This window comes from Amycolatopsis heterodermiae, from assembly GCF_034929455.1.
GTDB classification, from domain to species: domain Bacteria; phylum Actinomycetota; class Actinomycetes; order Mycobacteriales; family Pseudonocardiaceae; genus Amycolatopsis; species Amycolatopsis heterodermiae.
This window is the reverse complement of the sequence record NZ_JAYFSI010000011.1, coordinates 62,038-74,824: the sequence shown is the minus strand read 5'-3', so window position 1 is coordinate 74,824 and position 12,787 is coordinate 62,038. Positions and strand designations below refer to the sequence as shown.

9 protein-coding genes are annotated in these 12,787 nt (G+C 71.6%); 2 read left to right on the top strand and 7 right to left on the bottom strand.

Annotation, left to right across the window (positions count from 1 at the left end; all coding sequences use genetic code 11):
* Nucleotide 1: 1 nt before the first annotated feature.
* From VA596_RS36150 to VA596_RS36125, 6 genes are all read right to left on the bottom strand, one after another.
* Nucleotides 2-748 carry a GntR family transcriptional regulator gene (locus VA596_RS36150; protein WP_323333216.1) on the bottom strand — a complete coding sequence of 249 codons (747 nt, stop codon included), beginning with the start codon at nucleotides 746-748 and terminating at the stop codon, nucleotides 2-4.
* Nucleotides 745-2,256: a beta-N-acetylhexosaminidase gene (locus VA596_RS36145; protein ID WP_323333214.1), complete on the bottom strand. Its 1,512-nt coding sequence runs from the start codon at nucleotides 2,254-2,256 to the stop codon at nucleotides 745-747. The genes VA596_RS36150 and VA596_RS36145 overlap by 4 nt, the downstream gene beginning before the upstream one ends.
* Nucleotides 2,256-3,077: a carbohydrate ABC transporter permease gene (locus VA596_RS36140; protein ID WP_323333212.1), complete on the bottom strand. Its 822-nt coding sequence runs from the start codon at nucleotides 3,075-3,077 to the stop codon at nucleotides 2,256-2,258. Before VA596_RS36140 ends, VA596_RS36145 begins: the two co-directional genes overlap by 1 nt.
* Nucleotides 3,077-4,024, bottom strand: coding sequence for a carbohydrate ABC transporter permease (locus tag VA596_RS36135; RefSeq protein ID WP_323333211.1), 948 nt, complete (start codon nucleotides 4,022-4,024; stop codon nucleotides 3,077-3,079). The genes VA596_RS36140 and VA596_RS36135 overlap by 1 nt, the downstream gene beginning before the upstream one ends.
* A 73-nt stretch (nucleotides 4,025-4,097) precedes the next feature.
* The gene (locus tag VA596_RS36130; protein WP_323333209.1) at nucleotides 4,098-5,378 is read right to left on the bottom strand and encodes an extracellular solute-binding protein; all 1,281 of its coding nucleotides are present in this window, start codon (nucleotides 5,376-5,378) and stop codon (nucleotides 4,098-4,100) included.
* A gap of 214 nt (nucleotides 5,379-5,592) precedes the next feature.
* Nucleotides 5,593-6,534: an acyl-ACP desaturase gene (locus VA596_RS36125; RefSeq protein WP_323333693.1), complete on the bottom strand. Its 942-nt coding sequence runs from the start codon at nucleotides 6,532-6,534 to the stop codon at nucleotides 5,593-5,595.
* 136 nt (nucleotides 6,535-6,670) lie between these two features.
* Between VA596_RS36125 and VA596_RS36120 the strand changes: the two genes are divergently transcribed.
* Together VA596_RS36120 and VA596_RS36115 are read left to right on the top strand one after the other, a co-directional pair.
* Nucleotides 6,671-7,687 carry a LacI family DNA-binding transcriptional regulator gene (locus VA596_RS36120; RefSeq protein ID WP_323333207.1) on the top strand — a complete coding sequence of 339 codons (1,017 nt, stop codon included), beginning with the start codon at nucleotides 6,671-6,673 and terminating at the stop codon, nucleotides 7,685-7,687.
* A 299-nt stretch (nucleotides 7,688-7,986) separates the two neighbouring features.
* Complete coding sequence (locus tag VA596_RS36115) at nucleotides 7,987-12,084, top strand: beta-galactosidase (RefSeq protein WP_323333206.1); 4,098 nt, start codon at nucleotides 7,987-7,989, stop codon at nucleotides 12,082-12,084.
* Here the strand turns inward: VA596_RS36115 and VA596_RS36110 are convergent.
* Entirely contained in the window at nucleotides 12,065-12,769 is a 705-nt protein-coding gene (locus VA596_RS36110; protein WP_323333205.1) for a DUF6008 family protein, read from the bottom strand. The two genes, VA596_RS36115 and VA596_RS36110, sit on opposite strands and share 20 nt — an antisense overlap.
* Nucleotides 12,770-12,787 lie beyond the last annotated feature (18 nt).

Genomic DNA, 12,787 nt, shown 5'->3' with positions numbered 1-12,787 from the left:
CTCAGCCGGAGTCGGCGTCGAACCGCAGCTTCGAGGTGATCCGGTAGCGGTCGCCGCGGTAGACCGACCGGGTCAGCTCGACGATCCGGCCGCCGGAGTCCCGGGTGACCCGCTCGACCTGCAGGATCGGCGCGTACACCGGGACGTCGAGCAGCTCGGCCTGTTCGGGGTTGGTGACCGCCGGCTCCATCGTCTGCTCCGCCTCGGCCACGGTGATGCCGAACCGCTCCCGCAGCAGCCGGTAGAAGTTCCCGGCCTCCATGTCGGCCGGGGCCAGGCCGGGGACGAGCTCGGCGGGCAGGTCCAGCCGTTCGATGGCGATCGGCTCGTCGTCGACGTAGCGGACCCGCGTGACCCGCAGGACCGGCGCGCCGGGCGTGATCTCCAGCCGCGCCGCTCGGGGCGGGCTCGCGGGCGCCGTGGTGAACCCGACGACGCCGCTGGTCCAGTGCCCCTCGGCCGGCGGCACGCCCAGGCCCGCGGCGGTGCCGGCGAGCTCCTGGGTGACCTTGTGCGGGCTGGTGAACGTGCCGCGGCCGCGCTGGCGGACCAGCAGCCCGGTGCGGGTCAGCTCGTCGATGGCCGCGCGGACGGTGGGGCGGGACACGCCGAGCTCCTGGGCCAGGTCGCGTTCCGAGGCCAGCCCGGTGCCCGGCCCGGCCTTCTCGATCACGTTCAGCAGGTGGCGGCGGACCCGGTCCCGTTTCGCGGTGGGCGGCCGGTCGGGTCCGAGCGCGTCTGCGGTCAAGTTCTCGGCTTTCGGGGTACGGGGACCGCGCCCGGGAACCGGACGCGCTCCTTCGGCAGGGCGTTCAGCGCGCGCAGCAGATCCAGGTGACCGGCCAAGCGGGCTTGGAAGCCAGCATAGTCGCGTGGGCCCGGGGACCAGGCCGACTCGGCGAGCGCGCACAGCCGCGGGAAGGCCAGCTGCCGCACGTGGTCGGGGGTCGGCGCGTGCTCGGTCCACAGCTGCGCCTGGGTGCCGACGACGCCGGGCCGGCCGCCGTTGTCGGGGTCCGCGACGGGCAGGTTTCCCGCCAACGGGTCGTAGGCGTGGACGTCGGCCAGGGTCGTCACCAGCTCGCGTGGCGGCTCGCCCGGCCCGTCGGTCTGCGGGTAGTCGAAGTAGGTCGACGTGTGCGGCGCCATGATCACCTGGTGGCCGCGGGCGACGGCCTGCGCGCCGTGGCCGGCGTCCCGCCAGCTCGCCACGGTCATTCCCGAGGGCAGCGTGCCCGGCGAGTGGCCCGTCTCGTCCCAGCAGACGGCTTGACGCCCGAGCTCGCCGAGGAACCCGTGCAGCTCACCGAGGAACCAGCTGTGCAGCCCGGCCGTGCCGTCCAGCCCGAGCGCCCTCGCGCGGTCCCGGGCGGCGGGCGCGGTCTCCCACTGCGTCGTCGGGCATTCGTCCCCGCCGACGTGGAGGTGCCGCGAGGGGAAGATCCCGGCGGTCTGGGTCAGGACGTCCCGGCAGAAGTCCAGGGCCTCGTCGTGCATGCCGAGGATGTCGGGGCTGATGCCCCATTCCGTCCACACCGGCAGCGGCCGGTCCGGGTGGTTGCCCAGCTCCGGGTAGGCGGCCAGGGCCGCCCGGACGTGGCCGGGCAGGTCGATCTCCGGCACGACCCGTACCCCGCGGGCGGCCGCGTGGGCGACCAGCCCGCGCAGCTCGGCGCGGGTGTAGAAACCGCCGTGCGGGACGCCGTCGAAGAGCGTGCTGCCGGCCGCGCCGACCATCGACTCGCTGCGCCACGCGCCGATCTCCGTCAGCTTCGGCCGGCCCTCGATCTCCAGCCGCCAGCCCTGGTCGTCGGTGAGGTGCAGGTGCAGCACGTTGTACTTGTGCAGCGCGATGAGGTCGGTGAACTCGTACAGGAACTCCAGCGGCATGAAGTGCCGGGCGACGTCGAGCAGCACCCCGCGCCAGGCCAGCTTCGGCCGGTCCCGGATCCGCAGGCAGGGCCACTGGTCCGCGCCGAGCTGCCGCAGGGTCTGGACCCCGTGGAACAGCCCGGCTTCCCGCGTCGCGACGAGCGTGACGCGGTCCTCGGCGACGTCGAGTTCGTACTCCTCGGGCCCGAGCCCGGGGCGCAGGTCCAGCCGGATCTCCGGGCCGTGGCCGGACCCGACGACGCTCGTCAGGAGGTCCGCCGCCCGCCCGGCTCCCGGGCCGGCCACGACCCGCACCCCGTTGTGGAGCGCGAAGAACCCGCTGCGGCGCGCCAGTTCGGCGGGCCGGGGGATGAGGGGGAGCACTAGCCCTTCACCGCGCCCGCGGTCATGCCCTCGACGAGGTGCCGTTGGACGAGCGCGAAGAACACGACCACGGGCAGCGCGAACAGCGTGGACGCCGCGATCAGGCCGCCGTAGTCGGTCCCGGTGCTGGTGCTGAACGAGACCAGCCACACCGGCAGCGTGTAGCCGGACTGGTCCTTCATGATCACGTACGCGAACAGGAAGTCGTTCCACGCGGTGATGAACGCGAACACGCTCGTGGCGATGAGCCCGGGCAGTACGAGCGGCAGCAGCACCGAGCGCATGATCCGGGCCCGTGACGCGCCGTCCACCATGGCCGCTTCCTCCAGTTCCACCGGGATCCCGTGCAGGAAGCCCCGCAACGTCCAGATCGTGAACGGCAGCACGAGCGCGACGTAGGTGAGCGTGAGCCCGAGCAGGTTGTTCAGCAGGTGCGCGCTCTTCAGGCCGAGGAACAGCGGGATGACCAGTGCGGGCACCGGCACCATCTGCAGGATCAGCACGCCGATGAGGAAGCTGCGGCGGCCGAAGAACCGGAAGCGGGTCAACGCCGTCGCCGCCAGGAACGCCACCACGATCGACAGCAGCACCACCGTCACGGTCACCAGCACGCTGTTCAGGAGATCCCGCGTGAAGCCCGGTTTGGCGAGCGCGTCGGCGAAGTTGTCCAACGTGAAGTTCAGCGGGAGGAACTGCGGGGTCGGGCTCAGGATGTCCCCGCGCGGCTTGAACGCCGTGTTCACCATCCAGTAGACCGGGAACACCCACACCAGGCAGAAGAGCGCTGCCATCACGTTGGTGCCGATCCGCCGTGCCCGCATCAGAAGTCCTCTCCCGCCCGCACCAGGCGGCGCACGTACACGATGGTCATGGCCAGCAGCAGCAGGACCGAGACGACGGCGATCGCCGCGCCCTGCCCGAAGGAGTTGGTGCTGAAGGCCCGGGTGAACGTCCAGATCCCGAGTGTCGTCGTGCCCTGGCTGGGGCCGCCCTGGGTGAGGATCCAGATCTGGTTGAACACGGTGAAGTCCCAGATCACCGAGAGGATCGTGACCAGGCCGAGGATCGGTTGCAGGAACGGCCAGGTGATGGTCAGGTGCACCCGCCACGGGCCGGCACCGTCCAAAGTGGCCGCTTCGTAGTAGGACCGGGGGATCTGCGACAGCCCGGCGTGCAGCGTGAGCGCCACGAACGGCACCGACTGCCACACCACCAGCAGCCACACGAGCGTGAACGCCGACGCCGGGGTCGTCGTCCAGTCCCGCTGGGTGAAGTCGCCGAGGCCCAGCTGAGAGAGCAGCCAGTTCACCACGCCGTAGCCCGGCTGGAAGAGCCACTGCCAGACCAAGGTGGACGCCACGTTCGGCAGCGCCCACGCGGCGATCAGGCTCATCGTGACGGCGATCCGCATCCGGGGGCCGAGCCGCCGCAGCATCAGCGCGACGGCCATGCCGATCACGAGCGTGCCGAGCACCAGCGCCGCGCAGAACCCGACGCTGCGCAGCAGCACGGGCACCAGCTGGCCGTCGCCGAGCACGGCGGCGTAGTTGTCCCCGCCCGCCCAGGTCGCCGTGCCGGTGAACAGCGCCCGGAGCCCGTAGTCCTGGAACGAGATCAGCACCAGCCGGACCAGGGGATACCCCAGTACCAGCCCGAGGACGACGACCGCGGGCACGAGCAGGCCGTAGGGCAGCAGGGTGCGGCGGCGTTTCCGGGCGGGTACGGGTGGTGGCGGCGCGACCGGCGCGGGCCGCTTCAGGACCTTCACGGCGTTCCTCCATGGGGGTGGGCGGGACGCCCGCGGTCAGGGGACGGCAGTCCACCGCGGGCGTCCCACCCGGTCATTGGCCGGCGTTGAGCGCCTGCGTCAGGTGCGCGTCGAAGTCCTTGGCCGCGTCCGCCACGGACTTGCGGCCGGTGGCGATGTCGGCGAAGAAGGTGTTGACGGACTTGTCGCTCTCGATGGTCGCCCAGCCCGCCGTGGCCGGCGTGGCGCCGCTCGACTTCGCGGCGGCGTAGAACGCGGCCCGCACCGGCGGCAGCGTCGGCGTCACCTGGTCGATGATCTGCGGCGACACCGGCGTCCAGCCGTCGATGCCGACGATCGCGTCCCGCTGCACGGCCGGGCTCGCCGCGGCCTTGAGGTAGGCGAGCGCGAGGTCCTGGTTCTTGCTCTTCGCCGCGATCCCGAGGTCGGACCCGCCGAGGAACACCGGCTGGCTCTTGCCCGGCGTCGCGCTGGGGAAGGGGAACGTGCCGAGCCGGTCCTTCAGCTCGGGCTTGTTCTTCAGCACGGTGTTCACGCTGGTGTCCAGGATGGCTCCGGCACCGCCGGAGGCGAACATCGCGGCCTGGTCGGGTGCCTTGGTGTCGACATTGCGCGACGCGGGGGTCGAGTAGGCGGCCTGGAAGTCCTTCCACGCCTGCAGTCCCCGCTGCGCGGCCGGCGTCTCGAGCGCCCCGGACCACTTGCCGCCGGACTCGGTGGCCAGCTCGCCCCCGGCGTCCCAGACGAACTGCAGCGCGCCGTACCAGTACTGGCCGGGGAAGTGGAAGGCGGAGAAGCCCGGGTCCGGGTGCTTGGCCTTGATCTTGTCGAGGTCCGCGGTGAGCTCGGCGAACGTCGCCGGCGGCGCGGTGACCCCGGCGTCGGCCCAGAGCTGCTTGTCGTAGATCACCGCGCGGTTCCCGGCGAACAGCGGCGCGGCGTAGATCTTGCCGTCCACTGTGGCGGGTCCGGCGAGGCCGGGCAGCCAGGTCTGGCCCGCGGCCAGGTCGTCGCGGTGGCCGGAAAGGTCGGCCAGCGCGCCGTTCGCGGCGAACAGCGGGACGTCGGTGTTGCCGATCTCGATCACGTCCGGCGTGTCGTCCTGCGCGAGCGCCGTGCTGATCTTGGTGTTGATGTTGTCCCACTCTTGGATCTGCACGGTCACCTTGGCGCCGGTGGCCTTCTCGAACGCGGTGTTCACGGCGGCGGTGGCCTGGTCGCTCAGGTCACCGTTCATCAGCCACACGGTCAGCTGCCCGCCACCCGGCGCCGCGGCCGGGCCGGCGGAGGTGCCGCAGGCGGTGAGGGTGAGGGCGAGCGTGCCGACCACGGCGGCAAGGGAGCGTCTGTTCACGGGGGCAACCTCCTCGGGTGGTGAGGAGCTTGCAGGTGACCATTGGTAAAGTCAACGAAGTTAGGTCGTTTGGTCTAGACCTTGTTATCCGCACACGCGCAGGCCATGGGGATGTGCCGGGTGGTGACCATTGGTCACTTCTGGTGTCGATGCGGGCAGAAAGCAAAGCGGGCGCGGGGGGTCACCCGCGCCCGCTTGGATGCTGCCCTTGGCGTCAGACCGCCGGCACGCCCCGGGCCGCGGCCCGCGCGGCGGCGGCGTCACGGCGCTCCTCGAAGCGGGACGCCTGGGCGTTGAGCGTCTTGAGGAAGTCCGCCAGCTCCTGCCGCGCGGTCTCGCCGGCCTCGCCGAGGCCGGTCAGCTCGAAGACCTTCCAGTAGCGCAGCAGCGGCATCACGACGTCGTCGTGGTGGATGCGCAGGTCGTAGATGCCCGCCTTGGCGATCAGGGCCGCCTTGCGGACGAAGCTGGGGATGACCGCGCCGGGCATCGCGAAGTCGAGGACCTCGTCGGTGATGGCGCGCATCATGGCGTCGGGCGAGATCTCCAGCGCGGCCTTGACCAGGTTGCGGTAGAAGACCATGTGCAGGTTCTCGTCCGTGGACACCCGGGCGAGGAGCTTCTCGGCCAGGGGATCCTGCGTGTACCGGCCGGTGTTGCGGTGCGAGAGCCGCGTGGCCAGCTCCTGGAACGAGACGTACGCGCAGACGTGCAGCAGCGGCTTGTCGCCGGTCTCGTACCCGGCCTGCATGGTCTCCATGCGCATCCGCTCGAGCTCGACCGGGTCGACCGCCCGCGTCACGAGCAGGTAGTCGCGGATGGCGATGCCGTGGCGGCCCTCTTCGGCGGTCCAGCGGTGCACCCAGGTGCCCCAGGCGCCGTCGCGGCCGAAGGCGCGCTCGATCTCACGGTGGTAGCTGGGCAGGTTGTCCTCGGTGAGGAGGTTGACCTCGAGGGCCGTCCGGGCGATCGGCGTCACACGGGACTGCTCCGGGTCCCAGGCCTCGCCGCCCAGGTCGGCGAAGTCGCGGCCCTGGCTCCAGGGGACGTACTCGTGCGGCATCCACTCCTGGGCGGCCGTGAGGTGCCGGTTGAGGTTCTCCTCGACCGTGCCCTCCAGCTCGTACATCAGGCGCGTGCTTTCGGGGACCGGCATGGCGGGGTTCCTTCCGTCCGTCACCTACGCGACCGTAACTTACGGTGCCGTAGGTACTGGCAACGAACGCGGGCCCCGGACGGTTCCCGGGACTGGTTATCGTGAACCCGGCGGGGGACGAGCGGAGGGGGGCCAGGTGGCGGAGCGGACACGGCCGGGGGAGCGCCAGCCGAGCCTGGCCGACGTCGCGGGCCTGGCCGGCGTCTCGCACATGACCGTCTCGCGGGTGGTCAACGAGAGCGGGCCGGTGCACCCGGAGACCCGCGCCCGCGTGCAGGCGGCCGTGCAGAAGCTGGGTTACCGGCCGAACTCGGCGGCGCGGACGCTGGTCACGGGCCGGTCGGGCACGCTCGGCGTCGTCGCGCTGGAGTCGAACCTCTACGGGCCGGCGAGCACCCTCTACGGCATCGAGAACGCCGCCCGCGAGGCCGGCTACGGCGTCGCGATCTGCAGCGTCGGCCGGCCCGGGCGGTCGTCGATCGGCGACGCGGTGGAGAGCCTGCGGCGCCAGGCCGTGGAGGGCATCATCGTGATCGCCCCGCACGTCACGGCGGGACGCGCCCTCGCGGCGGCGCCCGCGGACATCGCGGTCGTCGCGGTCGGTGGCGGCGAAGGGGCCCCGGTCCCGGTCATCTCCGTCGACCAGTACGACGGCGCCCGCCGCGCGACCGAGCACCTGCTGGCGCTGGGGCACAAGACCGTCTGGCACGTCGCCGGGCCGGAGGACTGGCTGGAGGCGCGCGACCGCGAGCGCGGCTGGCGCGAGACCCTCGAACGCCACGGCCTGCAGGTTCCCGACGTCATCCGCGGCGACTGGAGCCCCCGGTCGGGCTACGACGCCGGCCGGACGCTCGCCGCCGTGCGCGGCCTGGGGGCCGTCTTCTCGGCCAACGACCAGATGGCGCTGGGTCTGCTGAGGGCGTTCACCGAGGCCGGCCTGCGGGTCCCGGGCGACGTCCACGTCGCCGGCTTCGACGACGTCCCCGAGGCGGCGTACTTCTCCCCGCCCCTGACGACGGTCCGCCAGGACTTCATCGAGGTGGGCCGCCGCACGTTCGGGCTCCTGGAGGCCCGCATGGCCGGCGGCGACGTCGGCGCCCGGCACCTGGTACCCGCCGAGCTGATCGTCCGCGAGAGCACCGGCCCGCGCTGACCCCGGCGGCTTACCGCTGTTCATGGCGACGAACACCGAGGCCTCCGCGTCACCTCGAGCGACCTGGTGTCACGCGTCCGAGGCTCGTCGACGGGTCCGGCAGGACTGCCGCGGGTAAGACGTCGGCCGGCCGAGCTGATCGTCCGCGAGAGCACCGGGCCCGCGCTGACCCCGACGTACGGCTTGATCCATCCTGGTGTCGTATCTTGACGGCTTCTGTTGAGGTTCCCTAGCGTTCGTGTTCGATTCTGCGTGAATCCGGACATTCTGGTTCACCGTCGATCCAGGAGGACCTCGCCATGCGCACCGCCGCCCGGACGCTGTTCGCCGCCCTGCTTTCGGTCGTCTTCGCGCTCGCCGGGGTCGTGGTCCCGCAGGCCGCGTCCGCCGCGCCACCGCCGCCCGGCAGAGCGAGTCACACCGTCACCTACGACGGCTACTCGTTCCTCGTCGACGGGAACCGCACCTACCTGTGGTCCGGCGAGTTCCACTCCTACCGGCTGCCCAGCCCCGACCTGTGGCTCGACATCTTCCAGAAGATGAAGGCCGCCGGCTTCAACGCGACCTCGCTCTACTTCGACTGGGGTTACCACTCGCCGCGTCAGGGCGTCTACGACTTCACCGGCGTCCGCGACCTCGACAAGCTGCTCGACATGGCCCAGCAGGCCGGCCTCTACGTGATCGCGCGGCCCGGCCCGTACATCAACGCCGAGGTCGACGGCGGCGGCTTCCCGACCTGGCTGTCCACCACGCCCGGCCACACCCGCAGCGCCGACCCCGTCTACCTGAAGTACTCCGACGAGTGGCAGACGCAGATCGACCGCATCATCGCGCGCCACCAGCTGACCAACGGCACCGGCAGTGTGCTCGCCTACCAGGTCGAGAACGAGTACTACAACGGTGACGCCGACGGCCGCGCCTACATGAAGCACCTCGAGGACAAGGCCCACGCCGACGGCATCACGGTTCCGTTGGTAGGCAACAACAACGGCACCTTCAACGCCGGTGAGGCCGCCCTCGACGTCGACGCCGCCGACTCCTACCCGCAGGGCTTCGACTGCTCGAACCCGGAGAAGTGGAACGGCGTCCCGGACATCAGCTACGACCACGTCCCCGGGAAACCGCTGATCACCGCGGAGTTCCAGGGCGGCGCGTTCGACCCGTGGGGCGGCCCCGGGTACGCGAAGTGTGCCCAGCTGATCAACGACAAGTTCGCGAACGTCTTCTACAAGCAGAACATCGCGGTCGGCGCCACCGGCCAGAGCTTCTACATGCTGCACGGCGGCACGTCGTGGGGCTGGAGCGCGATCCCGCAGAACTACACGTCCTACGACTACGGCGCGGCGATCACCGAAGCCCGGCAGTTCGACCCGAAGTACAGCGAAGACAAGCTGATCGGCTACTTCACCCAGTCCGTCGCGCCGCTGACCAAGACCGAGGGCCTGGCCGCCGCGCCGCTGACCGACCCGGCGCTGACCGACACCGCGCGGATCAACCCGGACACCCGCACCCAGTTCCACACCCTGCGCCACACCGACTCGACGTCGAACGCGAAGAACACCACCAGCCTGTCCCTCGACCTCGCGGCGCACGCCGGCTACACCTACGACGACCGCGCGGCCGAGGTGGGCTACACCGGCACTTGGACCCACGCCGGGCCCGAGGTCGACTACACCGGTGGCGACTACCAGCACACGGAGTCGTTCTCCGAGGTCACCGGCGACAGCGTGAGCATCCCGTTCACCGGTACCGGGATTCGCTGGGTCACCTCGAAGGACCCGAGCCACGGTGTCGCCGACGTCTACCTCGACGACGCCAAGGTCAGCACCGTCGACCTCTACGCGACGAGCAAGCAGAACCAGGTCACCGGCTACGAGACGCGCGGCCTGCCCGCCGGTCCGCACACGCTCAAGATCGTCGTCACCGGCCAGAAGAACGCGCAGGCGACCGGGCCGTTCGTCGTGGTGGACGCCGTCGACCTGCTCTCGGCGAGCACCGACTTCTACCCGGTCGTGCCGCAGCAGCCCGGCACCGGCGTGACGCTCGACGGGCGCCAGTCCAAGATCGTCGTCGCCGGCTACGACCTCGGGCAGACGCGGCTGCAGTACTCGACGTCGGAGATCATGACGTCCGCGACGATCGGCGGCCGCGACCTCGCGGTGCTCTACGGCGACCACGGCGGCCCGGGGGAGACGGTCCTGCGGTTCGCGCAGCAGCCGAAGGTCCAGGTCCTCGACGGCGCCGCCACCAGCACCTGGGACGCGGCCCGCGGCGACCTGCGGCTGAACTACACCCACGACGGCGTGGCCCGGGTGCTCGTCACCGCCCCGGGCAAGCGGCCGCTGCTCCTGCTGCTCGCGGACAAGGCGATGGCCGGGACGTTCTGGCGTCAGGACACCGCGGCCGGGCCGGTGCTCGTCCGCGGTACCGACCTGCTGCGCACGGCGACGGCCCGTCCCGGCAGCCTCGACCTGACCGGCGACACGGGCGCGGACGGCGCGTTCGAGGTGTTCGGCGGCGGGAACGTCACCTGGAACGGGCAGCCGGTCGCGACGCGGCCGACGTCCAGCGGCAGCCGCACGGGCACCCTGCCGACGGCGAAGCCGGTGACCCTGCCCGCCCTGACCGGCTGGAAGCACCAGCAGGAGTCGCCGGAGAGCGCGCCGGGCTTCGACGACTCGGCGTGGCCGGTGGCCGACAAGACCACCAGCAACAGCAGCACCGCCGTCGGCACCAAACCGGTGCTGTTCGCCGACGACTACGGCTTCCACACCGGCAACACCTGGTACCGCGGCCGCTTCACCGGCGACGGGAAGCAGACCGGCATCACGTTGAACAGCCAGAGCGGCGGACCGGCAGGCGCATTCTCTGCGTGGCTCAACGGCGTCTTCCTGGGCAGTTCGACCACCCAGCAGCACACCTTCACGTTCCCGGCCGGTGCGGTGAAACCGGGGGACAACGAGATCTCCGTCCTCACCGTGAACATGGGGCACGAGGAGGACTACGGCGCGGCCAACGGCAGCAAGGCCGCGCGCGGCCTGACGTCGGCGCGGCTGACCGGGTCCCCGCTGACGTCGGTGACTTGGCGGCTGCAGGGCGTCCGCGGCGGCGAGCAGGGCCTCGACCCCGTGCGCGGCCCGCTCAACACCGGCGGCCTCTACGGCGAGCGCGCGGGCTGGTCGCTGCCCGGCTTCCCCGACGCGGCCTGGAAACCGGCCACGCTGCCCGTGAAGGACAGCACACCGGGTGTCTCCTGGTACCGCACCAACGCGGACCTCGACCTGCCGCGCGGCCAGGACACGTCGCTGGGTCTCACGATCACCGACGACCCGGGTCGGCAGTACCGGGCGCTGCTGTTCGTCAACGGGTGGCAGCTCGGCCAGTACGTCAACTACCTCGGGCCGCAGCACAGCTTCCCGATCCCCAACGGCATCCTGAACCCCAACGGCCACAACACGATCGCCGTCGCCGTCTGGAACCTGGACGGCAGCACCGGCGGTCTCGGCTCGGTGACCTGGACGAACTACGGTTCGCACCGCTCGCCCTTGGTCGTGCGGCAGAACGCGTCGCCGGGTTACGACGGCCGGTACACGATGCCCCCGGCTCCGACGGCGGCGGTCTCGCTGTCGACGCCGGACACCGCCACAGCGGGCCAGTCGTTCACGGCGACGGCCACCGTCCGGGTCCCGGCGGGCGCGCCGCCGGCGACGGACGTCCGGCCGGTCCTGACGGCCCCGGCCGGGTGGACCGTCGGCGCGGCGTCACCGCCTTCCGTCGCGCGAATCAACGGCGGCGCCTCGGCGACGTTCTCCTGGCCGGTGACCGCGCCGTCCACAGTAGACACCGCGGCGCTCTCGGTGCGGGTCGGCTACCGGCAGGCCGGACGGCCCGGGACGGTGACGGACGAGCGGATCGTCGGCGCCGTCCCGGCCGCGCCGCCCGCCGGGCAGGACGCCGTCAGCGACCTGCCGTTCCTGACCGCGGCCAACGGCTGGGGCCCGGTCGAGCGCGACACGAGCAACGGCGAGGCGAACGCGGGTGACGGCAAGCCGATGACGATCGCCGGGACGTCGTACGCGAAGGGCCTGGGCGTCCACGCGCCGGGCGACGTCCAGCTCTACCTGGCCGGCGCCTGCACCCGCTTGACGGCCTCGGTCGGCGTCGACGGCGAAGTCGGCACCGCGGGCAGCGTCAGCTTCAGCGTTTCAGTTGACGGCACGACCCGGGTGACGACACCGGTGCTGCGCGGCGGGCAGGCGGCGGTCCCGATCGACGTCGACGTCACCGGCGCGCAGGTGCTGGACCTGCTGGTGAACGACGGCGGCGACGGCAACGGCAACGACCACGCGGACTGGGCGCAGCCGACGCTGACCTGCGTCACGCCGCCTGCTCGGTGAGCACGGGCGCCGGGCGGACGAAGTACGTGGCGCGGACCGCCCGGCGCTCCTTCCACAGGTGGTAGACGGCGAGACCGAAGATGATCGTGCCGATCACGTTGGCGATGAAGTGCCACCAGACGCGGTAGGTGGTGAGGCCCGGGCCCGGGTCGATGAGGCCGAAGAACGTGGACAGGCCGATGGCGCGCGAGCCGAACGCGACCGACAGTGTCAGCACGAGGTGCTCGAGGCCGTGGATGCCCTGCATCCAGACGCCCATCTTCCCCCAGCGGCGGGCCCGCGTCTGCGTGGCGCGGCGGGTGATCACCATGACGCCGACCAGGCCGGCGAGGAAGATGAAGTTCCCGGTCAGGTGCAGCAGTTCCATGCCGAACGTCGGCCGGTTCGGCAGCACCATCTGCAGCCCGTTGGCGAGGCTGGTGCCCCACGGCGTCATCCAGGCGGGCGAGTTCGGGTGGCCGAGCCAGTAGCCGACCTGGGCGACGTGCTCTTGGACGTGCCCGAGCTGCCCGAGCACGCCGACGCCGATGAGCAGCACCGAACCGCGGTACACCCAGGGGCGCACCGGCCCGCGGTTGGCGTAGGCGAGGACACCGACGGCCGCCCACATGGCGAGCGCCCAGAGCACGAGCAGCGTCGCGCCCGCGGTGTCCCAGCCCGACATCGCAGACATGGGCATGGTCATGACGGCCTCCAATTCCCC

What these genes read in the sequence shown, in the direction of transcription:
- VA596_RS36110 (WP_323333205.1), bottom strand. Translation starts at nt 12,769, where the DNA reads ATGACCATGCCCATGTCTGCGATGTCGGGCTGGGACACCGCGGGCGCG.
- VA596_RS36115 (WP_323333206.1), top strand. Translation starts at nt 7,987, where the DNA reads ATGCGCACCGCCGCCCGGACGCTGTTCGCCGCCCTGCTTTCGGTCGTC.
- VA596_RS36140 (WP_323333212.1), bottom strand. Translation starts at nt 3,077, where the DNA reads ATGCGGGCACGGCGGATCGGCACCAACGTGATGGCAGCGCTCTTCTGC.
- VA596_RS36125 (WP_323333693.1), bottom strand. Translation starts at nt 6,534, where the DNA reads ATGCCGGTCCCCGAAAGCACGCGCCTGATGTACGAGCTGGAGGGCACG.